The sequence below is a fragment of the Herbaspirillum sp. CF444 genome (assembly GCF_000282135.1).
Classification (GTDB): domain Bacteria; phylum Pseudomonadota; class Gammaproteobacteria; order Burkholderiales; family Burkholderiaceae_D; genus Herbaspirillum.
Map to the genome: position 1 here is coordinate 58,755 of NZ_AKJW01000016.1, position 25,168 is coordinate 83,922.

A 25,168-nucleotide genomic window follows, 5' to 3' on the forward strand; every position below is an offset into this window, starting at 1 on the left:
AAGGGAGCGGCGCTTTTTCCGGGCGTTGTTGCTGCGTTGGATTCTGATGGATTATTTTGATTGTGCATGATGATTCGCCTTCTGCGACAGGACTTGTGCCGCCACAAACGAAAGGCTACTCTTGCAGGGTTATTTTGTCTAATATATGGCAAGCACATCATTCATATCTTAATCATATGTCATCCATCGATTTGCGCCTGCTGCGCTACTTCATCGCCGTCGCCGAAGAAGGCCATCTGACCAAGGCCGCGCAACGCATCGGCATCCAGCAGCCGCCGCTGAGCCAGCAGATACGGGCGCTGGAGAATGAACTGGGCGTGACCCTGTTCAACCGCCTGCCGCGCGGCATGGAGCTGACCGAAAGCGGCCATGCCCTGCTGACCGACGCGCGCACGATCCTGGCCCAGGTCGACTCCACCGTGGCCGGCGTGAGGCGCATCGCGCGCGGCGAACTGGGCCGCATCGCGGTGGGCTTCACCGAGTCGGCGTCGCTGCATCCGTTCGTGCCGACGGTGATCCGCGCCTTTCGCGACATCGCGCCCGACGTGACGCTGACCGTCGAAGAGAGCAACACCAACGATCTGGTCGAACTGATGAGCCAGAACCGCATCGACGTTGCCTTCATCCGTTCGCCGGTAGGCGATGTCAGCGACATCACGATTGAAACCATGATGATCGAGGAAATGATCGTCGCGCTGCCCTCGGGGCATCCGCTGGTGCGCAACAAGCGGCGCAAGAGCGTGCCGCTGGCAGCCCTGGCGGAAGAAATCTTCGTCCTCAACCGCCGCCCCAGCGGTCCGGGTTTGTACGACACCATCATCGCCGCCTGCCGCGCCGCCGGTTTCAGTCCACGCGTGGAACAGGAGGCGCGCAAGAATCTGTCGACGTTGAGTCTGGTTGCGGCGGGACTCGGCATCTCCATCATCCCGGCGTCGATGCGCCATGTAGAACTGGAATCCGTCGCCTACCTCAACATCGAAGATGCCCCCGACCTGAAAGCCCCGCTGCATCTGGCCTATCGCGACAGTGGCCAGTCGGGGGCGGTGAAGCGTTTTATCGGCGAAGCCAGGAAATGTGCGAAGGCTGGCAAGAAACACTGAGCACGCACGGGGAACGCACCAACGAAAACAGCCGCATGTTCCGAGAACATGCGGCTGTTTTCATGACTGGCTTAGCTGTCTAAGTCGAATCAGGTCTTCGGCAAAGTCACGCCATGCTGCCCCTGATACTTGCCGCCGCGATCCTTGTACGAAGTCTCGCAGATCTCGTCGCTTTCGAAGAACAGCACCTGCGCGCAGCCTTCGCCGGCGTAGATCTTGGCCGGCAGCGGCGTGGTGTTGGAAAACTCCAGCGTGACGTAGCCTTCCCATTCCGGCTCGAAAGGCGTGACGTTGACGATGATGCCGCAACGCGCGTAGGTCGACTTGCCCAGGCAGATGGTCAGCACGCTGCGCGGGATGCGGAAGTATTCGACCGTGCGCGCCAGCGCGAACGAGTTCGGCGGGATGATGCAGACGTCGCCATGGAAATCGACGAAAGATTTTTCATCGAAGTTCTTGGGATCGACGATGGTCGAGTTGATGTTCGTGAAGATCTTGAATTCGTTGGCGCACCGGATATCGTAGCCGTACGACGAAGTGCCGTAGGAAACGATCTTCTGGCCGTTGGCCTCGCGGACCTGACCGGGCTCGAAGGGCTCGATCATGCCCTCGTTTTCCGCCATGCGGCGGATCCATTTGTCGGATTTGATTGCCATTGTCTTTTTGGAAATAGATTGCGATAAAAGTGCTGCAATTCTACGCTAAATGCAACATCGTTCCCTCAAATCTGCAGCCACAGGAAATTCGGCGGTTCAGCGGGTTCAACGCTGCATGGTCTCCCACACCTTCTGCAGGCGCTTGACCGATACCGGCATCGGCGTGCGCAACTCCTGCGCGTACAACGACACGCGCAATTCTTCCAGCAGCCAGCGGAATTCCTGCATCTTGGGATCGCCGGCGCCGCGGTCCTTTTGCGCGCGCTGCCACGGTGCGGCGACCTGCATCCATTCGGACAGCAGGCGCGTGTCGCGGGTCGGATCGGCACGCAGCTTTTCCAGACGCACGTTGATCGCCTTGAGGTAGCGCGGGAAGTGCATCAGGTTGTCGTAGTCGTTGTCGGCGATGAAGCGCTTGCCGACCAGGTTCTGCAACTGCGACTGGATGTCGGCCGAAGCCTGCGCATGCGCCTTGATGGTCTGCAGCTTCTTCGGCAGCGTGTAGTACTCGATCAGCACCAGCCCGGCCAGCCGCGCGATTTCATTGACCAGCAGGCCGAAGCGCGCCTTGCCTTCTTCCTTGCGGCGATTGAATTCGTCGGCGTTGCGCGGCAGCGGCTCTTGCATGAAGGCGCGTTCCAGGCCTGCGGACAGGATCTGGTCGCGCAGTTCTTCCTGCGAACCCAGCGCCATGAATTGCATGCCCATCTGCTGCAGGCCGGGGATGTTCTTTTCCTGATACTTGAGTTGCTCTTTCAGTTGCAGCGCGAACAGGCGGCGCAGGCCGGCGAAGTGCTGGCGCGCGGCGTCGGCGGGATCGTCGAAGACTTCGAGGTCGCAATGCGTCTTCTTGTCGACCAGCGCCGGGAAGCCGATCAGCGTTTGCGACTTGCCCGAGTTTTGCCCGACTGCGCCGCGCTGGATTTCCAGCAGTTCTGGCAGTTCGCCGAAGGTCCAGTTGGTGAGGTTGCCGTACTCGGAAACCGAAGTAGCGCTTGCCGCCGACGCTGCGGCTGGAGCAGCCGGCTTGCCGTTGGCGGGCGCCGCAGCAGCGACAGCCGCCGTCGGCGTGGCAATACCGGTAATCGCGGTCTGCTCGGCCAGCTTCTGAAACTGTTCACGCGCCTGGCCGCCGAATTCGGCTTGCAGGCTGCCGAGGTTACGGCCCATTTCCAGCTGGCGGCCGTGTTCGTCGACGATCTTGAAATTCATTGCGTGATGCGCGGGCAAGGTCTCTTGCTTGAAATCCGTGGTCTTGACCATGATCGTGATCTGCTCGCGGATGTCGGCGATCAGCGCATCGATCAGCTCACCCTTGCCGAACAGATGGCGCGCCTCCATGCGGTCGCAGAAACCGGCGGCGTAGTCCGGCAACGGCACGCAGTGACGGCGCAACTTTTGCGGCAAGGACTTGAGCAGCAGATGCACCTTTTCCTTGAGCATGCCCGGCACCAACCATTCGCAGCGTGCGGCGGAGACCTGGTTCAGCGCATACAACGGCACGGTGAGCGTGACGCCGTCGCGCGGCGTGCCGGGTTCGAAGTGGTAGGACAACGCCATCGACAAACCCGCCACCGTCATGGTCTTGGGGAACAGCTCGGTGGTCACGCCTGCCGCTTCGTGACGCATGAGGTCGTCGCGATTCAGGAACAGCAGCTTGGAATCGGCCGCAGTCGCATCCTTGTGCCATTTCTCGAAACCAATGCCGTTGCAGATGTCCGCCGGAATCAGTTTGTCGTAGAAGGCGGCGATCAGTTCGTCGTCCACCAGCACGTCGAGGCGGCGCGATTTGTGTTCGAGGTTTTCGATCTCGCGCACCAGCTTCTGGTTGTGCGCGAAGAACGGCGCGCGCGTCTCGAAGTCGCCGCCGACCAGCGCGTCGCGGATGAAGATTTCGCGCGCTTCCTGCGGATTGATCAGGCCGAAGTTGATGCGGCGCTGGCTGTACACGACCAGACCGTACAAGGTCGCGCGCTCGGATGCGGTGACTTGGGCGCTGCGCTTTTCCCAGCGCGGTTCGCCCCAGGATTTCTTGAGCAAGTGACCGCCGATGCGCTCCAGCCATTCCGGCTGGATCTGCGCCACGCAACGCGCATACAGGCGTGAGGTGTCGACCAGCTCGGCGGCAACGATCCACTTGCCTGCCTTTTTTTGCAAGCTGGAACCTGGCCAGATGTGAAATTTGATGCCACGCGCCCCAAGGTAATGGGAATCCTCATCCGACTTGAAACCGACGTTGCCAAGCAGGCCGGTCAGCAAGGCCGTATGCAATTGTTCGTTGGTCGCCGGCGCTTCGTTCATGCGCCAGCCCTGCTCGCGCACGATGGTCAGCAGTTGCGAATGCACGTCGCGCCACTCGCGCAGACGCAGCTGCGACAGGAAGTTGGCGCGGCAATGGTCTTGCAACTGGCGGTTGGATTTCTTGTGCTCGATGGCTTCTTCGAACCATTTCCAGATCTTGAGGTAACTCTGGAATTCGGACTTCTCGTCGGCGAATTTCTTGTGCGCCTGGTCGGCGGCGGCCTGCGCTTCCATCGGGCGATCGCGCGGATCCTGCACCGACAGCGCCGAGGCGATGATCAGCAATTCCGACAAACAGGCGTTCTCGCGTCCGGCCAGGATCATGCGGCCCACGCGCGGATCGAGCGGCAGCTTGGCGAGCTGATTGCCGAGCGGCGTCAGTTGGTTGAATTCGTCGACGGCGCCCAGCTCTTGCAGCAACTGGTAGCCGTCGGCAATCGCGCGGCCCAGCGGCGGCTCAATAAAGGGGAAAGTCTCGACGTCAGCAAGATGCAGCGACTTCATGCGCAGGATGACCGACGCCAGCGACGAGCGCAGGATTTCCGGCTCGGTGAATTTGGGACGTTGCAGGTAATCCTGCTCGTCGTACAGGCGGATGCACACGCCCGCGGCGACACGTCCGCAACGGCCGGCGCGCTGGTTGGCGGCCGATTGCGCGACCGCTTCGATCTGCAGCTGCTCGACCTTGTTGCGATAGCTGTAGCGCTTCACGCGCGCCAGACCGGCGTCGACCACGTAACGGATGCCGGGCACGGTCAACGAAGTTTCGGCGACGTTGGTCGCCAGCACGATGCGGCGCGCGTTGCTGGATTTGAAGACGCGCTCCTGCTCTTGCGCCGACAGGCGCGCGAACAAGGGCAGGATTTCCACGTGCGGCGGATGGTGCTTGCGCAGCGCTTCGGCGGCATCGCGGATTTCGCGTTCGCCGGGCAAGAACACCAGCACGTCGCCGGAGCCGATGCGCGCCAGTTCGTCGACGGCGTCGACCACGGCGTCCATCAGGTCGCGTTGCTCGCGGTCCTTCTGTGCTTGCGTCGCACGGCCTTCGGCGCGGGCGCGAGCGTTGGCCACTTCCGGGGCGAGGTTGCTGCGGTCGGCATTGTCGACCGGGCGATAACGGATCTCGACCGGATACAGGCGGCCCGAGACTTCAATCACCGGCGCCGGCTTCAGCTCGCCCTTGACCTCGGTGCCGAAGTGGCGCGCAAAACGGTCGGCGTCGATGGTCGCCGAGGTGATGATGACCTTCAGGTCGGGACGCTTGGGCAGCAATTGCTTCAGGTAGCCGAGCAGGAAGTCGATGTTGAGGCTGCGTTCGTGCGCCTCGTCGATGATGATGGTGTCGTACTGGCGCAGCAGCGGATCGGTCTGCGTCTCCGCCAGCAAGATGCCGTCCGTCATCAGCTTGACCCACGCGCCCTTGGTCAGCGTGTCGTTGAAGCGCACCTTGAAGCCGACGTGTTCGCCCGGCGGCGTGCCGAGTTCCTGCGCGATGCGCTTGGCGGTCGACGACGCGGCGATGCGGCGCGGCTGGGTATGGCCGATCAGGCCTTTTTCGCCGCGGCCGAGCTGCAGGCAGATTTTCGGTAACTGCGTGGTCTTGCCGGAACCGGTCTCGCCGCTGACGATAATGACCTGGTTGGCTTGCAAGGCGTCGGCGATTTCCTGGCGGCGGCCGGAAACCGGCAGCTCTTCGGGGAAGGTGATCTCGGGCAGCGGGTTGCGTACAGGTGGTGCGGGCGGCGCGGACTGCGCGCGCTCCGGGCGTTGCTGAGTACGTTGGCCTTGCGGCTTTTGCTGGCGTTCGCCGTGCTCGGGACGACGGGCTTCCTTGCTTGGCGAAGGGGGCGGATTTTTGGGGGGTGGATTCGTGACGGACATGACAGGCGGCATTATACCTGCCGCTGGGGCATCCTTGTGGTACGAGCCCGCTCCGCCCGCTATCGCGGCAGTGTTGTTGTCAGCCACTACCCGTGCGGGATGCACCTGCATGGAGCAGCACCAGATTTCCCATGGATGGTTATAATGCGCAACATGGAAAATGACACCGATTACGCCAGTTTCGTGGCGTGGCTGCGCTCCGTCGCACCTTATGTACATGCCTTTCGCGGCAAGACCTTCGTGGTCGCCTTTCCGGGCGAACTGGTGACGGCAGGCGGCCTGGCCGTGCTGGCGCAGGACTTGTCCCTGCTGCACGCCCTCGGCATCCGCATTGTCGTGGTGCACGGCTCGCGACCGCAGGTTGAAGAACAACTGGCGCTGCGTAACGTGGAAGCGCGCTTCCACAACGGCCTGCGCATCACCGACCCGGCCGCGCTGGAATGCGCCAAGGAAGCCGCCGGCGAATTGCGCCTGGACATCGAGGCCGCCTTCAGCCAGGGCTTGCCGAACACCCCGATGGCGCATGCGGCGATCCGAGTCATTTCCGGCAACTTTGTCACGGCGCGCCCGATGGGCGTGATCGACGGCGCCGACCTGCAACTGACCGGCATCGTCCGCAAAGTCGCGGCCGACACCATTCACCCCATCCTCAACGCGGGCGGCATCGTGCTGCTGTCGCCGCTGGGTTTCTCGCCGACCGGCGAAGCCTTCAACCTGGCGATGGAAGACGTGGCGGTAACCGCCGCCATCGCCCTGCGCGCCGAGAAACTGATTTTCCTGAGCGAAACGCCGCTGATGCACGATGCCGGCGGCACCGACATCCGCGAGCTGTCCTCGCACCAGGCCGAAGCCGTGCTGCTGGCCAACTTCCTGCCGCCGGACGCCGCCTTCTACCTGAAGAACGCCGTCAAGGCCTGTAACGCCGGCGTGTCGCGCGCGCACATCGTGCCGTTCGCCACCGACGGATCGGTGCTGCTGGAGCTGTTTACCCATGACGGTATCGGCACCATGATCACCTACGAGAATCTGGAAAGCCTGCGCGAAGCCACCATCGAAGACGTCGGCGGCATCCTCAAGCTGATCGAGCCGCTGGAAGCCGACGGCACGCTGGTCAAGCGCGGCCGCGAACTGATCGAACGCGAGATCCATTACTTCTCGGTGATCGAGCATGACAACGTGATTTTCGGCTGTGCCGCGCTCTATCCTTTCCCGAAGGAAAGAATGGGCGAGATGGCCTGCCTCACCGTCAATCCGGAAGTCCAGGCACAAGGCGACGGCGAGCGCATCCTCAAGCACATCGAAACGCGCGCGCGCGAATCGGGCCTGACCAAACTGTTCGTGCTGACCACGCGCACCTCGCACTGGTTCATGCGGCGCGGCTTCGTGCTCGCGACGGTGGACGACCTGCCCAAGGACAGGCAACACATGTATAACTGGCAACGCAAGTCGCTGGTGCTGATCAAGAATCTATAATGATGAAGTCAGGACGTGAGATTGCAGAGCGCACTCAACCGCTGAGCCTCTTCCCGAAGTCACATGGTTCTCATGTCCGCCCCCTGAATTACTCAATTGTTTCACACAAGGAATCAACATGGCACGCATGATCCATTGCATCAAACTGAACAAGGAAGCCGAAGGCCTCGACTTCCCGCCGTACCCGGGCGAACTGGGCAAGCGCATTTACGAAAGCGTGTCGAAGGAAGCATGGGCCGGCTGGCTCAAGCACCAGACCATGCTGGTCAACGAAAACCGCCTGATGCTGGCCGATGCGCGCGCGCGCAAATACCTGGCCGTGCAGATGGAAAAGCATTTCTTCGGCGAAGGCGCTGATGCGGCGCAAGGCTACGTCCCACCGCCAAGCGAGTAAGTTGTTCTCCGGTTCAGGCGCGTCCGCCGCCTGAACCGTTTCTCCCCTCCCTTGCCGTTCTCCCGTCCGCTTCATCACCATTCTCTTCGTCGGCTCCTGAGCGCCACGGATTTTTTGCGTCGTTTGCCGGTTTGTCCGGCCTATCCTCATCATGCCGCCGTCATTCCGCCTTCATGCGACAATCGATAGAATACGCATCACTGCTGACCGCCGCTGACTTTCCGTCCCCTTGATCATCCATTCAGGAAAACATGCCTCTGCTCCGTCCCGCATCCTTTTCTCGTCGCATTGCCCGTTATACCTTTCCGCTACTCCTGACTCTTGCTGCCGCCACCGCGGCCAAAGCTGCCGATGCGCCTGTCGCACTGCCGTCCGGCGTCACGCAAGGGCCGTCCGCCGAAGGCATCAGCGAATACCGCTTCGGCAACGGCTTCAAGCTTTTACTCATGCCCGACGCCAGCAAACCGACCGTCACCCTCAACATGACGTATCTGGTCGGCTCGCGCCAGGAGAATTACGGCGAGACCGGCATGGCGCATCTGCTGGAACATCTGATGTTCAAAGGCACGCCGCAGCACGGCGCGATCCCGCAGGAATTCAGCAAGCGCGGCATGAACTTCAACGGCACCACCTCGCTGGACCGCACCAACTATTACGAATTCTTCCCCGCCGGCGACGAGAACCTGCAATGGGCCATAGTCATGGAAGCCGACCGCATGCTGAACTCCTTCATCGCGCGCAAGGACCTGGACAGCGAGATGACGGTGGTGCGCAACGAATTTGAAAGCGGCGAAAATTCGCCCAGCTCGGTCATGGTCAAGCGCATGCAAAGCGTCGCCTTCGACTGGCACAACTACGGCAACGCCACCATCGGCAACCGCAGCGACATCGAGCACGTCAAGATCGAGAACCTGCAAGCCTTCTACCGCACTTACTACCAGCCCGACAACGCGGTGTTGCTGATCGCCGGCAAGTTCGATCCTGCCAAGGTGCTGGAATGGGTCAATCAAAGCTTCGGCAAGATGGCGAAACCGGCGCGCACGCTGCCCGACTTCTGGACGGTGGAACCGACCCAGGACGGCGAACGCCAGTTCACCATCCGTCGCAGCGGCGACGTGCAGCTGGTCTATGTCGGCTACAAGATCCCGGCAGGCCTGCACATCGATTCGGACGCCATCGGCATTGCGGCCGACATCCTGGCCGACACGCCCAACGGTCGCCTGCACAAGCTGCTGGTGGAGACCGGCAAGGCCAGCTCCATCCTGCAATTCCAGCTGGGCGGTTATGCGCCGGGACTGCAAATCATCGGCGCCGTGGTCAAGAAAGGCGAAGCGCTGGAACCGGTGCGCCAGGCGCTGACCGACGCCATCGAATCCTTCGCCGCCACGCCGCCGACGGAAGCCGAGATGGCGCGCGTGCGCATCAGCAACGCCAATGCTTACGAAAAACTGTTGAGCGACCACCAGCGCATCGGCATCGCCCTGTCCAACGTGCTGGCGCTGGGCGACTGGCGCCTGCTGTTTGCCGGCCGCGATCAGATCGCAAAGATGACATCACCGCAAGTCGCCGCCGCGGCGGCAAGCTATTTCCGTCGCGACAACCGCACCGTCGGCCTGTTCATCCCCGAAGACCAGCCGCAGCGCAGCGACATTCCGGCAGCGCCGGGCATCGACAGCGTGCTGCAGAATTACCAGCCGCGCGCCGCCATCGCCACCGGCGAAGCCTTCGATTCCTCACCGGCCAATCTGGACCGGCGCACCCAGCACATCCGCGTCGGCGGACTCAAGCTGGCGCTGCTGCCGAAGAAAACGCGCGGCCAGAGCGTGTCGGTCAGCATGAAACTGGATTGGGGCGACGCCCAAAGCCTGTTCGGCAAGCGGACCGTCGCCGGCATCACCGGCGAAATGCTGGGACGCGGCAGCCAATCGATGACGCGCGAACAACTGGCCGATGAATTCGCCCGTCTGAAGATCAGCGGCGGCGTCTACAACTTCCAGACCACGCGCGGCAACCTCGACGCCGCCCTGCGCCTGATGGCCGACGTCCTGCAGCATCCGCGCTTCGACGCCGCCGAGTTCGAACAGCTGCGCAAGCAAACCCTGGTCAGCCTGGAATCCTCGCGCAACGATCCGACCTCGCGCGCGCAGGAAGCGCTGGCCAAGCACTTCGACCACTATCCGGCCGGCGACTGGCGCGCAGCACGCTCGCTGGACCAACGCATCGCCGCAGTGCAAGCGCTGTCGCTCGATGACGTCAAAGCCTTCCATCGCGATTTCTACGGCGCCTCCTCGGGCGAAATCGCCATCGTCGGCGACTTCGACTCCGACGCCGCCGCGCGCACCATCCAGCAAAGTCTCGCCAACTGGACCAGCGCAGCGCCTTATCAGCGCGTGCTGCAAGACTATGCCGACATCGCGCCGGCGCGCCTGACGATCGATACCCCGGACAAGGAAAACGGCACCTTCATCGCCCGCCTCAACCTTGACATGCGCGACGAAGACCCCGACTATCCGGCGCTGGTCGTCGCCAACTACCTGATCGGCGGCGCCAGCCTCAAATCGCGCCTGGCCGACCGCGTGCGCCAGCGTGAAGGTCTGTCGTACAGCATCAGTTCATTCTTGTCGGTCAGCGCCATCAGCAACGCGGCGCAAATCGGCATCGGCGCCATCGCCGCACCACAGAATCTGGCCAAGGTCGACGCCGCCATTCGCGAAGAATTGCAGCGCGTGCTCAAGGACGGTTTCACACAAGAGGAACTCGACCGCGCCAAATCCGGCATCCGCCAGCAACGCGAACAGGCACGCGCGCAAGACGACACCATCAGCAACGGCTGGGTCAATCTGCTGGACCTGGATCGCACCTATGCGTGGGCGGCGCAGCTGGATCAGCGTATTGCGGCATTGACGCTGGATCAAATCAACGACGTCGTGCGCAAACGCCTCACGCTCGACAAAATGAGTGTCGTGATTGCGCGGGATGAGAGCAAGGCGAAGCAGCCTTGAGCGATGTTTTGTTGACGTGAACGGGCGTCTGCAGATGCGCTGACGTCACTGGGTCCCAGCGTTCGCTGGGACGACGGAGTAAGTGCCTATCACGAAAGATAGCAAGCACGATGCCGAAGGCGAGCTCCCCCAGGCAAAGCGAAGCGAGCCGGTTCGGCAGTTCCGCTTGGAGCCAGCCGGTGATGCGATGCGAAAAATGGATTAAGAAGGAAAAACTGTTTGAGCGAAGCGAGTTTTTTTCCTTCCCATTTTTTGCTTCGCAGCACCGGGCACCCCCGAAGGGGGCTGGATCCCGCGGCCGCCTTCTTTTGCTTACTTTTCTTGGCGGAGCAAGAAAAGTGAGCGGCTGCCGGGCCGCCCCCGGCAACCCCGATTGCGCGCAGAAAGAACAGAATCAGCTACAGACGAACAACCAGCCGAAACAACGAACGCCACTGGGTCCTGACTTCCGTCAGGACGACGGAGAAACATTCAAGATTCTCCGAAATAAAAAAGCCGCCCAACAAGGCGGCTTTTTTCACAAACGCAGAGGAAAACGAAAGTCGTCAGAACTCCAACTTCTTGACGCCTTCCGAAGTCCCCAACAAACATACATTCGCACCCTGACGCGCAAACAGACCAACCGTCACAACACCCACGATATTGTTGATCGCGGCTTCAATCTCCGCCGGTTCAGTGATGCTCAACCCCACCGCATCCAGAATATTGCAACCATTGTCGGTCACCAAGGGCTTGCCATCCTTCATGCGCAACTTCGCCTCGCAGCCCAGCGCCGACAACTTGCGCGCCGCCACGCTGGTGGCCATCGGAATCACTTCCACCGGCAGCGGGAACTTGCCCAGCACGTCCACCAGCTTGGAGCCGTCGGCGATGCAGACGAACTTCTGCGCCACCGACGCCACGATCTTCTCGCGCGTCAACGCCGCGCCACCGCCCTTGATCATCGCGCCCGCAGCGTTGATCTCGTCGGCGCCGTCGATGTAGACCGGCATGGTTTCCACGTCGTTGAGATCGAAGACCTTGATGCCGTGGCCGCGCAGGCGTTCGGCGGTCGCTTCCGAAGAAGCCACGGCGCCCTTGATGCGGTCCTTGATTTTGGCCAGTTCATCGATGAAGAAATTGGCGGTCGAGCCGGTGCCGACGCCGATGATTTCACCGTCGACCACGTATTCGATGGCGGCACGCGCCACCGCTTGTTTGAGTTCGTCTTGAGTCATGACAGAGTAAGAAAAAAGTTAAAGCGAATCGGGGTTAGTGCGAATCTTCCGGTTTTTCGTCCAGCGTCTCGAACAGGGCAATCTGCAGCCTGGAATGCAACCTGACCAGCTTGCTCCACAACAACCACAGCAGCCCTGCCGCTCCCAGCAGCACGAAGGCCAGCAGGTTGAGCGGCGGCAAGATGCTGGCGCTCAGGACGAAGATCAGCAACATGATACCGACAATCGACATCACCGGGATCACTTCGGAGATGACGCGCCGCGCCCCCGAGGTGTACGAACCGGCGAATTCCGGCTTGACGCCGACCTCGGCCAGCAGCATCGCCAGCGCCTGCAGCTTGCGGTACGTCGCGATCAGGAAAGGCAGCGATAATACCAGAGCGCCGCCCCAGATCACGGCTTTGTGGATTTGCCGGTCGCCGATCCAGGCCGACAGCCAGTGGCTGATGCCATCGACGAAGAAGGCGCCGGACAGGAAAATCGCCACCACCAGCGCAATGTTCACGAGCACCTGCAACAGGATGCGCCGGATGATTTTACTGATCTCGGCCCGCTCGCCCTGCGGCTGCAGGCTTTCCAGCCAGCCCGAATACATGCCGAGGATGCCGGAGATTTTTTTCGGCACCAGCGAGACCGCTTTGCTCGACAAGGGATCCGCCGCCTTGATCAGATAAGGCGTCAGCAACGCGGTCACTGCCGACACCGCCACCACGATCGGATAAAGAAAATCGCTGGTGACCTTCAGGCTCACGCCGAGCGCCGCGATGATGAAGGAGAACTCGCCGATCTGCGCCAGCCCCATGCCCACGCGCATCGGCGTGCGGCCGCCGTGGCCGGCCAGGAAGGTACCGATGCCGCAGCTGAACAGTTTGCCGAACACGACAGCGAGCGTGATCACCAGGATCGGCAGCCAGTACTGGGCCAGCACGTTCGGGTCGAACAGCAGGCCGATGGCGACGAAGAAGATGGCGCTGAACATGTCGCGGACCGATTCGATCAGGCGTTCGATGCGATGGATCTGGCGCGACTCGGCCATCACCGCGCCGACCAGGAAAGCGCCCAGCGCGACGCTGTATTGCAGCTTCATCACCAAGAGGCAAAAACCGAACAGGATGCCGAGCACGGTGACCAGCAGCATCTCGTTGCTCTTGAAGCGCGCCACGTAGTTGAGCAGGCGCGGCACGATCAGGATGCCGACCACCAGCGAGACGATCATGAACAGCAGCAGCTTGCCGACGGTATTGACCACTTCGCCGGAATCGACCGAGCCGCTGGTGGCGATGCCGGACAGCAGCGCGATCATGCCGATGGCGAGGATGTCTTCGACGATCAGGATGCCGAAGATGATCTGGGCGAACTTCTCGTTCTTCATGCCCAGCTCGTTGAGCGCCTTGACGATGATGGTGGTCGACGACACCGCCAGCATGGCGCCAAGGAAGACGGCATCCATGGTTTTCCAGCCGAAGTAGATGCCGATCTCGTAACCGATCCAGATCATCAGCATGATTTCGGCGACGGCGGCGACCACGGCGGTGGCGCCGACCTTGGCGAGTTTCTTGAGGCTGAATTCCAGGCCCAGCGAAAACAGCAGGAAGATCACGCCCAGCTCGGACAGGATGTGGACGGTCTTGTCGTCCTGGATCAGATTGAACGGCGGCGTGTGCGGGCCGATGATGACGCCGGCCACGATATAGCCGAGCACCACCGGTTGCTTGAAGCGGTTGAACACGACGGTGACGACGCCGGCGATCAGCATGATCACGGCAAGGTCCTGGATAAACAGTTCAACAGCATGCATGCGGTGTATTCCCCTTAAAGGCTGGCCGACGGGCGGCCTGGTTGACGATGTACGACTGGCGACTGGTTTGAGGCAGATGCCGGACCAGTTTCGGATTGGACGCACGATGCTTGCCCTCTGTGCGGCAATGCGTCGGTACGTGGAAAATGGATGAGCCCTCTTGCCAGGACAAGCAGCAGACTGGCAGGCTGCCCCGATTGAGTTTGCTTCGTTGGTTAGCGGACGGCGGCGACATTTCGGTCTGTGTCAGCTTGTTTCTGCGGGTTCGGCTTGGTCAACATATCTTCAGCGTACTGAAAACGCAGTTGCAGCCGATAGACTACGACGATTGGATTTGGTGCACCGGATAAAGTTGCTGCACCGTATCGTCGCTGGCAGGCGCAAAGTTAGCACAGACGACATGGTGGCTGCAAATTTTATCTTGGCATGGGCACAGGGAAAATATGCGGAGATGCGCGGAGATAAGCAAAGCCGGCGCGGGAAAGAACCATCCGGCCGCCTGCATCCGATCGGCATTCGAGGGCAGGCACAGAACGTGCTAATAAGCCTTCTTGTTGCTTTGCCCTACTCCGGCACACGCACCTGAATTTCTGCAGCCTTTTCGTCGAACGTGATCCGTGTGGCGAATTTGGCGCGCTTCATCGGAAAACGCGACTGGAAGTGGCGGACATTGCCGGAGCCGGAAATGACACGACGCACAAACTGATAGTACGCATCCATATCGATCACATGCACTGCCAGAAAATAGTCATATTCGCCCGACACGAAATAGCACTGCATCACCTCGGCCTCTTTGGCCATGCGCTGCTCGAACTCCTGCATGTGCTCGTCGGACTGGTTGTTGAGCGAAATTTCAAGGAAGGCCAGCATGCCGTAGCCGAGCGCAAACGGGTCGACCATCGCCACTTCGGCGTTGATGATGCCGGCCTCGCGCAGCTCGCGGATGCGGCGCAGGCAGGTCGGTTGCGAGATGTGCAATTTCTCCGCCAGGATACGGGTCGGAATCTGATTGTCTTTCTGCAGCAAGTTCAGGAGCTTGCGGTCGACCTTATCGAGCGTATGGTATTTGGGCATAAAAACGAAAGTTCAATTTTTTTTAGTCAGGCACTCAAAAAGCCTTTGCAAGCTGTTTCTTATGTTGTACCGTCTGCATTATTCGGAAACCGACGTTGAATAGTACAGCGTGTTTTATAGTCTGTGAAATAGGTCTGAAAACAGCTCTATGAAGCGATGTCTGTGAAGCGTCTCTGAATAAGCAAAAAAGGGGCTGTTGCAAAATCGGGATAACCGGTCGCTTCGGAGGAGAACCCAAAGGATGCGCGCCGGCCCGGTGTTCACCAGTCGCAATTCAGTGTCATGGCAAGCGTAGTTTATTTCAATCTACAGAGGGAATTTATGAAACTCAAGAGCACAATTATTCCATTAACTGGCGCAATCGCATTGGCTTTCGCTGGCGCAGCTTATTCGCAGGAAGTCGTCAAGATCGCTCACGTCGGCCCTCTCTCCGGTCCTAACGCCCACATGGGCAAGGACAACGAAAATGGCGCCCGCATGGCCATCGACGAACTCAACGCCAAGGGTTTCACCATCGGCGGCAAGAAAGTCAAATTCGAACTGGTCGGTGAAGACGATGCTTCCGATCCGAAGCAAGCCACTGCCGTTGCGACCAAGCTGGTCGACCAAAAGGTTGCCGCCGTTATCGGTCACTTGAATTCCGGCACCACCATCCCTGCTTCCAAGATTTACAACGACGCCGGCATCCCGCAAGTGTCGCCATCGGCTACCAATCCGAAGTACACGCAACAAGGCTTCAAGACCGCCTTCCGCGTGGTCGCCAACGATGCCCAACTGGGCGCCGTGCTGGGCAAATACGCTGTGACGGCACTGAAGACCAAGAACGTCGCCGTGATTGACGACCGTACTGCATATGGCCAGGGCGTTGCTGAAGAATTCGCCAAGGGCGCGCAAGGCGCGGGCGCCACCATCGTCGGCAAACAATTTACCAACGACAAGGCAACCGACTTCAACGCGATCCTGACTTCGATCAAGGCCAAGAAGCCTGAAGTCGTGTTCTTCGGCGGCATGGACGCTGTCGGCGGCCCGATGCTGCGCCAGATGAAGCAACTGGGCATCAATGCCAAGTTCATGGGCGGCGACGGCATCTGCACCGGCTCCCTGCCGGGCCTGGCCGGCGACGGCCTGATCGACGATCAGGTGGTCTGTGCTGAAGCCGGCGGTGTCGACACAGCCGGCAAGAAGGGCATGGACGACTTCCGCGCAGCGTACAAGAAGAAGTTCGGCATCGAAGTCGTCTATAACGCTGCTTACGCTTACGACGCCACGATGACTGTCGCCGACGCGATGAAGAAGGCAAACTCGGCCGATCCGGCCAAGTACCTGCCTGAACTGGCCAAGATCAGCCACAAGGGCGTGACCGGCACCATCGCTTTCGACGACAAGGGCGACATCAAGAACGGTTCGCTGACGCTGTACACATACAAGAAGGGTGAGCGCACCCTGCTGGCTGTGGTCAAGTAAGCTTCCGCTTCACCATGAAGAACGCGCCTGATGAAAGTCAGGCGCGTTTTTTATTGACCGTTCCGTTCGCGGCATCAACGATCGGGAGCAGGCAACAAAAAAGCGCCCGATGGGCGCTTTTTCAATTGTGCTGCGAGATGCCGTCGTACGATTACTTCTGCGTGAGCACCCACTTCACCAGGGTGCGCGCTTCCGCTTCGGAAACCTGCGCATTGGCCGGCATCGGGATCGCGCCCCATACGCCGGAACCGCCCTTCAATACTTTTTGCGTCAGCTTGTCTTCGGCGTCTTTCTGGCCTTTGTACTTTGCCGCCACGTCCTTGAACGCCGGGCCGACGATCTTGGTCTGCACCGCGTGACAGGCCATGCAGTTTTTGGACTTGGCCAGATCGGCCGGCGCCGCCTGCGCAAAAGCCTGGGCGGAGAAGCCGAATGCCAACACGGCCGAGGCGATGAATAAAGACTGTTTCATTGTTACCCTCCAAGAAGTTCTGCGTATTCTACAACTCTTTGCAAGGTCGCTTGTATGGGCCGGCGCATATAAACATCATGTTTCCAGCGCTTCATTTCAAAGATGAAAGTGAGATGCATTCATAAAAATCGGCTGCGATAAAAAAGCCGGATCGGTCCGGCTTTTTTATCGTTTCCAACCGCGGCGATCAACCTGTCACAGCCCCCTTGCTTGCAGTCGACGCCAACGTTGCATATTTCGCCAGCACGCCGCGGGTATAGCGTGGTGCGGGCTGCTTCCAGTTGGCGCGGCGGCGGGCGATTTCGTCTTCCGGCACGTTGAGCTGGATCAGCAGCTGGCGCGCATCGATGGTGACCGAATCGCCTTCTTCGACCAGGCCGATGACGCCGCCGACGAAGGCTTCCGGCGCCACGTGACCGACCACCATGCCCCAGGTGCCGCCCGAAAAACGGCCGTCGGTGATCAGGCCGACCGATTCGCCCAGGCCTTTGCCGATCAGCGCGGAGGTCGGCGCCAGCATTTCCGGCATGCCCGGTCCGCCTTTCGGCCCCAGATAGCGCATCACGAGCACGTCGCCCGACTGGATCTTGTCGGCCAGGATCGCGTCCATGGCGCTGTATTCGTCGTCGAACACGCGCGCCGGGCCGGTGATGACCGGATTCTTGAGGCCGGTGATCTTGGCGACGCAGCCTTCCGGCGCCAGGTTGCCCTTGAGGATGGCCAGGTGGCCTTGCTGGTACAAAGCCTTGTCGATGGGACGGATGACGTCCTGGTCGGCGCGCAGCTCGGGGATATTTTCCAGTTCTTCGGAGAGGGTCTTGCCGGTAATGGTCAGGCAGTCGCCGTGCAGCAGGCCGGCCTGGTGCAACACCTTCAGCACGGCGGGAATGCCGCCGGCCTTGTGCAGGTCGGTGGCGACGTATTTGCCGGACGGCTTGAGGTCGCAGATGACCGGCACTTTCTGGCGCACGCGCTCGAAGTCGTCGATGGTCCACTCGACTTCCGCCGCGTGGGCGATGGCCAGGAAGTGCAGCACGGCGTTGGTGGAACCGCCGGTGGCCATGATCAGCGACACGGCATTCTCGATCGACTTGCGAGTGATGATGTCGCGCGGCTTGATGTCTTTCTTGACGGCCTCGACCAGCACGCGCGCCGACTCGGCGGCAGAGCCGGTCTTTTCGTCGTCCGGGTTGGCCATGGTCGAGGAATAGAACAAGCCCATGCCCAGCGCTTCAAACGCCGACGACATGGTGTTGGCGGTGTACATGCCGCCGCAGGAGCCGGACGACGGGCAAGCGTTGCGCTCAATGCCGTCGAAGTCTTCCTGCGACATGCGGCCGGCGGAGAACTCGCCTACGGCTTCGAAGGCGGAGACGATGGTCAGGTCCTTGCCCTTCCAGTTGCCCGGCTTGATGGTGCCGCCGTAGACGTAGATGCCCGGCACGTTGGTGCGCGCCAGGGCGATCATGCCACCCGGCATGTTCTTGTCGCAGCCGCCGATGACGACCACGCCGTCCATCCATTGACCGTTGACGGCGGTCTCGATACAGTCGGCAATGACTTCGCGCGAGATCAGCGAATACTTCATGCCTTCCGTACCCATCGACATGCCGTCGGAAATGGTCGGCGTGCCGAACACCTGCGGATTGGCGCCGGCCTGCTTGATGGCGGAGATCGCCACGTCGGCCAGCTTTTGCAGGCCGGAGTTGCACGGCGTGATGGTGGAATGACCGTTGGCGACGCCGATCATCGGCTTGTCGAAGTCTTCCTTTTCATAGCCCAGGGCGTAGTACATCGAGCGGTTCGGGCTGCGCGAAACTCCCTGGGTAATGTTCTTTGAGCGGCGGTTGAATGGCATGCGTGTCTCCTGGTTGATTTCATTGCGGCCCACACCAGGAGCGACACTGGCGCGAACCTGTCCATCTACAGTGCGGACGTAGTTCTGGCTACGAGTTAACTAGTTAGATTGCCTTGCACATTGCCTTCTGTCAAATATATGATTCGTCATCAATTAAGACGGATCACATATGAGTGCAGATTCCAGACTGGAGTTGCGCCAATTGCGCTACTTCGTTGCGGTTGCCGAAGAAAAACATTTCGGCCGCGCCGCCATCCGGTTGCACATGACCCAGCCGCCGCTGTCGCAGACCATCCAGACACTGGAGGAAATGCTGGGCACGCCGCTGTTTGCGCGCACCAAGCGCAGCGTCGCCCTGACGCCGGCCGGGCTGGCCTTGCTGCCGGAAGCCCAACGCATCCTGCAACAGGCCGGCGCCCTGCCCGACCTGGCGCGCCGCGCCGCCAGCGGCGCCTCGGGACTGCTCTCGCTATCGTTCATTTCGACCGCGGATTACAGTATCTTGCCGCCCTTGCTGCAACAATTCCGGGCGCGTTATCCGCAGGTGCAGATCGATCTGCGCGAAGCCACCACCGACATCCAGCTGGAAGACCTGATGCAAGGCAAGATCGACGCCGGCCTCTTGTTGCCGCCCTTGCCGGACAAGGCGCAGAGCGCGCTCGATTATCTGCCGCTGCTGTCCGAGCCGCTGGTGGCGGCAATCCCGAGCGGCGTGGTGCGCGGCAAGAATGCGATTGCGCTCAAAAGCATCCGCGAGCTGCCGCTGATCATCTTCCCGCGCCGCATCTCGCCGGCATTTCATGACACCATCCTGAGCTGCTTCCGCGATGCCGGCGTGACGCCTCACATCGGCCAGGAGGCGATTCAGATGCAAACCATCGTCGGCCTGGTGTCGGCTGGCATGGGTATGGCACTTGTGCCACAATCCGTGTCTAACCTGCAGCGCCCCGGCGTCGATTACCGCCCGCTGACCGGCAAGACGCCCCTGATCGAAACCGGGCTGGCCTGGCGGCGCGACAGTGCTTCACCGGTGTTGCGCGCGTTTCTCGACATGGTGGCGACGCCGCCGGCGACGTAACGCTATAGGTTTCCCAATATTCGTTCTGAAAGAGTTCACATGCTGATACACCCGATGCCCAATCCGATCGCCTTCTCCATCGGCCCGCTGCAGGTGCACTGGTACGGCCTGATGTATCTGCTGGCCTTTGCGCAGTTCATCGCGCTGGGCCGCCTGCGCATCAAGCAGCCGCACATCGCCGCCGTCGGCTGGAAGAAGGAAGACCTCGACGACATGTTGTTCTATGGCGTGCTGGGCGTGGTGATCGGCGGACGTCTCGGCGAGGTGCTGTTCTACAACCCGAGTTACTACTTCGCCAACCCGGCCGACATCATCGCGGTGTGGAAAGGCGGCATGTCCTTCCACGGCGGCTTCCTCGGCGTGTTGATTGCCATGTACATCTGGGGCCGCAAGCGCGGCCGCCATCTGATGGATATCATGGACTTCATCGCGCCGATGGTGCCGCTCGGTTACGCCGCCGGCCGCCTGGGCAATTTCATCAACGCCGAACTGCCGGGTCGCCTGGCGGATCCGTCGCTGCCATGGGCAATGATCTGGCCCAACGTCGACAACCTGCCGCGCCATCCGTCGCCGATTTATCAGATGCTGGTGGACGGCATCCTGCTGTTCATCATCCTGTGGTTCTTTGCCCGCAAGCCGCGTCCGCGCATGGCGGTTGCCGGCATGTTCTCGCTGCTGTACGGCTGCGCGCGCTTCTTCACCGAATACTTCCGCACGCCCGATTACAACGTCAGCTTCGGTGGCATCACCATCTCGGCAGGGCAGATGCTGTCGGTGCCGATGATCGTGTTGGGCATTGTGCTGTTGATTGTCGCTTACAAGAAAAAAAGCGCGGCAATGTCGACGGCCTGACGGCTGCGAAGAAACCACCCGGACCCGAAAACGACAATGCCCTTGCCGGCGACAGCAAGGGCATTGTGCTTTTTGAAGCAATGCCGCCGGAACAGCATTCCCTCAAACCGTGAAATCGATCAAGGACGCAGCGCGCTGGCGGCTTTGGCGAGTGCTGTGATCTTGTTCCAGTCGCCGATCTCGATGGCGTTCTTCGGCGTCAGCCAGGAACCGCCGACGCAAGCCACGTTCTTGCACGCCAGGAATTGCGACGCGGTCTCTTGCGAGATCCCGCCGGTCGGGCAGAAGGTGACGTCGGCCAGAGGGCCGGCAATCGCGTTGAGCATGCCGATGCCGCCGGCCGGCACCGCCGGGAAAAGCTTCAACTGGCGGAAACCTGCTTCGCGCGCCGCCATCACTTCCGATGGCGTCATCACGCCCGGCAGCAACGGCAGGCCGCTGGATTTGGCCGCGGCGATCAACGCCGGCGTCAGGCCCGGTGAAACGCCGAACACGGCGCCCGCATCACGCGAGGCGGCGAATTCTTCCGGGCTGGTCAGCGTGCCGACGCCGACGATGGCGCCCGGCACCTGATCGGCAATCGCGCGGATCGCCGGCAAGCCGTGTTCGGTGCGTAGCGTCACTTCCAGCACGCGGATGCCGCCTGCGACCAGCGCCTTGGCCAGCGGCACGGCATGTTCCAGTTTGTCGATGGCGATCACAGGGATGACCGCCGAAGTACGCATGATTTCCAGGATATTCATACTGTCGCTTTCTCATTTTCCAAGATTGGTGGCAGGCCGAAACTGGTGCCCCCTTCTTCCGCCGCGCTCACGTTGGCGCGGAAGACACTGAACAATTCACGGCCCATGCCGGTCTGGTTGCCCGCCAGGTTGGCGGTATCCGATACGCGCGCAGCCCATTCGGCTTCCGACACCAGCGCTTCCAGGATGCCGGCTTCGGCATCCAGACGAATCATATCGCCGGTGCGCACAAAACCCAACGGTCCGCCGGCCAATACTTCCGGCGTCACGTGGATCGCCGCCGGCACCTTGCCCGATGCGCCCGACATGCGGCCATCGGTCACCAGCGCGACGTGACGGCCCTTGTCTTGCAGGATGCCCAGCGCCGGCGTCAGCGCGTGCAATTCCGGCATGCCGTTGGCGCGCGGCCCTTGAAACGTCAGTACGGCGACGAAATCCTTGTCAAGCTCGCCGGCCTTGAAGGCCTTCATGAAGGCTTCCTGCGAGTGGAACACGATGGCCGGCGCCTGCACGGCGCGATGCTCGTGCTTGACCGCGGAAACCTTGATGACCGAACGGCCCAGATTGCCTTGCAACAGTTTCAGGCCGCCATCGGCGGAGAAAGGATTGGTTGCAGGACGCAGCACGGTGTCGTCGCCGCTGTCCTTCGGCGTCGCCTTCCAGGTCACTTTGCCGTCTTCCAGCAACGGCTCGGTGCAATGCGCGCGCAGGCCCTGGCCGAGGATGGTCATGACGTCGTCGTGCATCAGGCCGGCGTCGATCAACTCGCGCAGCACGAAACCGGTGCCGCCGGCGGCGTGGAAGTGGTTCACGTCGGCGGTGCCGTTCGGATAAATGCGGGTCACCAGCGGCACCACCGAGGACAGCTTGGAGAAATCATCCCAGTCGATCACCAGGCCGGCGGCCTTGGCGATGGCGACCAGGTGCAGCGTGTGGTTGGTGGAGCCGCCTGTTGCCAACAAGGCAACGATGGCATTAACGATGGATTTTTCATCGACCAGACGGCCGACCGGCGTGTATTGCCGGCCTTGTGCGGTGATCTTCAGCGCCTGCTTGGCGGCAGCGGCGGTCAGCACGTCGCGCATCGGCGTATTTGGCGTGATGAAGGCGGCGCCCGGCAGATGCAGGCCCATGGCTTCCATCAGCATCTGGTTGCTGTTGGCGGTGCCGTAGAAGGTGCAGGTGCCGGCGTCGTGGTAGGACTTCGATTCGGCTTCCAGCAATTCGGCGCGACCGATCTTGCCTTCCGTATACAACTGGCGGATTTTGACCTTTTCGCTGTTGGTCATGCCGCTGGTCATCGGACCGGCGGGAACAAACACGGCAGGAATGTGGCCGAAATGCAGTGCGCCGATCAGCAGGCCCGGCACGATCTTGTCGCACACGCCCAGGTACAGCGCGGCGTCGAACATGTTGTGCGACAGCGCCACTGCGGTGCCCATGGCGATGGCGTCGCGCGAGAACAGCGACAGCTCCATGCCGGTCTGGCCTTGCGTGATGCCGTCGCACATGGCGGGTACGCCGCCGGCGAATTGCGCCACGCCGCCGTCTTCGCGGATGGCGTCCTTGATGATTTGCGGGAAACGTTCGAAAGGTTGATGTGCCGACAACATGTCGTTGTAGGACGAGACGATCGCCACCGACAGCGCGCGATCCTGTTTCAGTTTCAGTTTGTCGTTGGCGGGAAATGCGGCGAAGCCGTGCGCCAGATTGGTACAGGACAGCGCACCGCGTTGTACTCCTTCATGACGCGCAGCATCGAGGCGCGCCAGATAGGCAGTGCGATAAGGCCGACTACGTTCGGCGATGCGTCGCGTGACGCTGGCTAAGGTAGCGTTGAGAGACATGTTGGGTTCCTGATAGCGTTGACAAATGTAATTTTACTACAAAACTTTAAATAAAACTTCTTCTTTTACTTGTTTTATTGGGATGAACTACAAATGAAACCAATTGCCGATTTTCCTTACTAACCTATGACAACTGCGTTACAAGTCGATTTCAAGGCTGAATGACGCGGCGAGTATTGTAGTGAAATTACTATAAAATCAGTAATTCATGTATAGTAAAGATTCTTCTCGATCCTTCCACTTTCAGCCAAGATTGCAGAATATGCCGCACACAGCACTCACAGCGACCGCAGCCTTCCAGGCACTTTTGTCTCACCATGTCGACGTCCGCGAGCGGCACATGCGCGACCTGTTCGCCGCCGACGCCAAGCGCTTCGACCACATGACCGTGAAGGCCGCCGGCATCCTGTTCGATTACTCCAAGAACCGTGTCGACAATACTACGCTCAAGTTGCTGTTCGAGCTGGCGCGCGAGCGTGGCGTCGAAACGCAACGCGCCGCCATGTTCAATGGCGACAAGATCAACTTCACCGAACACCGCGCCGTCTTGCACACGGCCCTGCGCGCACCGCGCGGCCAAAGCCTGCAAGTAGATGGACAGCACATCGGCGAGGATGTTCATGCCGTGTTGGATCGCATTCACGGCTTTGTCGAGCGCGTGCGCGATGGCCAGTGGCTGGGGCGCAGCGGCAAGGCGATCACCGACATCGTCAACATCGGCATCGGCGGCTCGCATCTGGGACCGCAAATGGCCTGCACGGCGCTGCGCACCTTCGCCCATCCGCGCCTGAGAATGCATTTCGTTTCCAACGTCGACGGCCATGACCTGGATGAGGTGCTGCAACAAGTTGACGTCGACACAACACTGTTCATCGTCGCCTCCAAAACCTTCACCACGCAGGAAACCATGATGAACGCCAGCTCGGCGCGCAACTGGTTCCTGCAGCGCGCAGGCGAGGCCGAGCTGGCGAAGCACTTCGTCGCGGTGTCGACCAACACCGACGCCGTGCGCGCCTTCGGCATCGATCCCGAGAACATGTTTCCGTTCTGGGACTGGGTCGGCGGACGCTATTCGATGTGGTCGTCGATCGGCCTGTCGATTGCGCTGGCGATCGGCTTCAAGCACTTCAGCGACCTGCTGGCCGGCGCGCATGCGATGGACAAGCATTTCTGCGAAGCGCCGCTGGAACAAAACATGCCGGTCATCCAGGCGCTGATCGGTATCTGGAACCGCAACTGCTTCAACAGCGAATCGCTGTCGATCGCCCCCTACCACCACGACCTGCGCCACTTCCCTGCGTATCTGCAGCAGCTGGAGATGGAAAGCAACGGCAAGCGCATCACGCGCGACGGCACGGCGGTCGGCGTGGCGACCTGTCCGTTCATCTGGGGCGACGTCGGCACCAACGGCCAGCATGCGTTCTTCCAATTGCTGCACCAGGGCACCGATATCACGCCCATCGATTTCATCGCCGTGCTCAAACCGACGCACGACTTGCCCGGCCATCACGCGGTGCTGCTGGCGAACTGTTTCGCGCAGTCGGAAGCCTTCATGCGCGGCAAGCAAGCCGAAGAAGTGCGCGCAGACCTGAGCAAGCAAGGCGTGGAGGAAGACGAGATCGATTTCCTGCTGCCGCACAAGACCTTCAACGGCAATCGTCCGAGCAACACGCTGCTGCTCGATGCGCTGACGCCGGCGACGCTGGGTGCACTGATCGCCTTGTATGAGCACAAGACCTTCGTCCAGGGCACCATCTGGGGCATCAACAGCTTCGATCAATGGGGCGTGGAACTGGGCAAGGTATTGGCCAAGACCATCCAGTCCGAGCTGTCCGGCGAAGCCGTGCCGGCGCGCCACGATTGCTCGACCAATGCACTGATCGCATTGGCGAAACAGGCTTTGTCCTGAAGCGGAAAACCGAACATTATTTACGAACAACTGACTGAGACAAGAAGAC

The 25,168-nt window shown here is 60.9% G+C and carries 17 protein-coding genes; 8 read left to right on the plus strand and 9 right to left on the minus strand.

What is annotated here, in order from left to right; genetic code table 11:
• Positions 1-176: 176 nt before the first annotated feature.
• A complete protein-coding gene (locus tag PMI16_RS02990) occupies positions 177-1,100 on the plus strand; it encodes a LysR family transcriptional regulator (protein WP_007876280.1) in 924 nt (307 codons plus the stop codon).
• 89 nt (positions 1,101-1,189) lie between these two features.
• Here PMI16_RS02990 and dcd read toward each other — a convergent pair whose 3' ends face one another.
• Together dcd and hrpA are read right to left on the minus strand one after the other, a co-directional pair.
• Positions 1,190-1,756 (minus strand): dCTP deaminase, encoded by a 567-nt coding sequence (gene dcd / locus PMI16_RS02995; protein WP_007876281.1) that lies wholly within the window; start codon positions 1,754-1,756, stop codon positions 1,190-1,192.
• A gap of 105 nt (positions 1,757-1,861) precedes the next feature.
• Complete coding sequence (gene hrpA / locus PMI16_RS03000) at positions 1,862-5,938, minus strand: ATP-dependent RNA helicase HrpA (RefSeq protein WP_034379031.1); 4,077 nt, start codon at positions 5,936-5,938, stop codon at positions 1,862-1,864.
• Positions 5,939-6,082: 144 nt separating this feature from the next.
• Here hrpA and argA point away from each other — a divergent pair, with 144 nt between their 5' ends.
• From argA to PMI16_RS03015, 3 genes are all read left to right on the plus strand, one after another.
• Complete coding sequence (gene argA, locus PMI16_RS03005) at positions 6,083-7,411, plus strand: amino-acid N-acetyltransferase (protein ID WP_007876283.1); 1,329 nt, start codon at positions 6,083-6,085, stop codon at positions 7,409-7,411.
• Between the two features lie 118 nt (positions 7,412-7,529).
• A complete protein-coding gene (locus tag PMI16_RS03010; protein ID WP_007876284.1) occupies positions 7,530-7,805 on the plus strand; it encodes an oxidative damage protection protein in 276 nt (91 codons plus the stop codon).
• 251 nt (positions 7,806-8,056) lie between these two features.
• Positions 8,057-10,807, plus strand: coding sequence for a M16 family metallopeptidase (locus PMI16_RS03015; RefSeq protein WP_007876285.1), 2,751 nt, complete (start codon positions 8,057-8,059; stop codon positions 10,805-10,807).
• Between the two features lie 545 nt (positions 10,808-11,352).
• Here the strand turns inward: PMI16_RS03015 and rpiA are convergent.
• The 3 genes from rpiA to PMI16_RS03035 all read right to left on the minus strand — a co-directional run bounded on the left by rpiA (position 11,353) and on the right by PMI16_RS03035 (position 14,896).
• Positions 11,353-12,024, minus strand: coding sequence for a ribose-5-phosphate isomerase RpiA (gene rpiA, locus PMI16_RS03020; protein WP_007876287.1), 672 nt, complete (start codon positions 12,022-12,024; stop codon positions 11,353-11,355).
• 34 nt (positions 12,025-12,058) lie between these two features.
• Positions 12,059-13,822 (minus strand): cation:proton antiporter, encoded by a 1,764-nt coding sequence (locus PMI16_RS03025; protein WP_007876289.1) that lies wholly within the window; start codon positions 13,820-13,822, stop codon positions 12,059-12,061.
• Positions 13,823-14,386: 564 nt separating this feature from the next.
• A complete protein-coding gene (locus PMI16_RS03035) occupies positions 14,387-14,896 on the minus strand; it encodes an Lrp/AsnC family transcriptional regulator (protein ID WP_007876291.1) in 510 nt (169 codons plus the stop codon).
• A gap of 321 nt (positions 14,897-15,217) precedes the next feature.
• Here PMI16_RS03035 and PMI16_RS03040 point away from each other — a divergent pair, with 321 nt between their 5' ends.
• On the plus strand, positions 15,218-16,360 hold the full coding sequence (locus PMI16_RS03040; protein ID WP_007876293.1) for a branched-chain amino acid ABC transporter substrate-binding protein: 1,143 nt from the start codon (positions 15,218-15,220) through the stop codon (positions 16,358-16,360).
• A gap of 151 nt (positions 16,361-16,511) precedes the next feature.
• Here PMI16_RS03040 and PMI16_RS03045 read toward each other — a convergent pair whose 3' ends face one another.
• Together PMI16_RS03045 and ilvD are read right to left on the minus strand one after the other, a co-directional pair.
• Complete coding sequence (locus PMI16_RS03045) at positions 16,512-16,832, minus strand: c-type cytochrome (RefSeq protein ID WP_007876294.1); 321 nt, start codon at positions 16,830-16,832, stop codon at positions 16,512-16,514.
• Between the two features lie 187 nt (positions 16,833-17,019).
• Positions 17,020-18,690 (minus strand): dihydroxy-acid dehydratase, encoded by a 1,671-nt coding sequence (gene ilvD / locus PMI16_RS03050; protein WP_007876296.1) that lies wholly within the window; start codon positions 18,688-18,690, stop codon positions 17,020-17,022.
• Positions 18,691-18,859: 169 nt separating this feature from the next.
• On the opposite strand from ilvD, the gene PMI16_RS03055 reads away from it, so the two are divergent.
• Together PMI16_RS03055 and lgt are read left to right on the plus strand one after the other, a co-directional pair.
• Positions 18,860-19,768: a LysR substrate-binding domain-containing protein gene (locus PMI16_RS03055; protein WP_007876298.1), complete on the plus strand. Its 909-nt coding sequence runs from the start codon at positions 18,860-18,862 to the stop codon at positions 19,766-19,768.
• A 39-nt stretch (positions 19,769-19,807) separates the two neighbouring features.
• Positions 19,808-20,620, plus strand: a complete 813-nt coding sequence (gene lgt, locus PMI16_RS03060) for a prolipoprotein diacylglyceryl transferase (RefSeq protein ID WP_007876300.1) — start codon at positions 19,808-19,810, stop codon at positions 20,618-20,620.
• Between the two features lie 119 nt (positions 20,621-20,739).
• Here lgt and eda read toward each other — a convergent pair whose 3' ends face one another.
• Together eda and edd are read right to left on the minus strand one after the other, a co-directional pair.
• On the minus strand, positions 20,740-21,363 hold the full coding sequence (gene eda / locus PMI16_RS03065; RefSeq protein ID WP_007876301.1) for a bifunctional 4-hydroxy-2-oxoglutarate aldolase/2-dehydro-3-deoxy-phosphogluconate aldolase: 624 nt from the start codon (positions 21,361-21,363) through the stop codon (positions 20,740-20,742).
• Positions 21,360-23,210 carry a phosphogluconate dehydratase gene (gene edd, locus PMI16_RS03070; protein WP_007876302.1) on the minus strand — a complete coding sequence of 617 codons (1,851 nt, stop codon included), beginning with the start codon at positions 23,208-23,210 and terminating at the stop codon, positions 21,360-21,362. Before edd ends, eda begins: the two co-directional genes overlap by 4 nt.
• A gap of 262 nt (positions 23,211-23,472) precedes the next feature.
• On the opposite strand from edd, the gene pgi reads away from it, so the two are divergent.
• Positions 23,473-25,119 (plus strand): glucose-6-phosphate isomerase, encoded by a 1,647-nt coding sequence (gene pgi, locus PMI16_RS03075; protein WP_034379009.1) that lies wholly within the window; start codon positions 23,473-23,475, stop codon positions 25,117-25,119.
• Positions 25,120-25,168 lie beyond the last annotated feature (49 nt).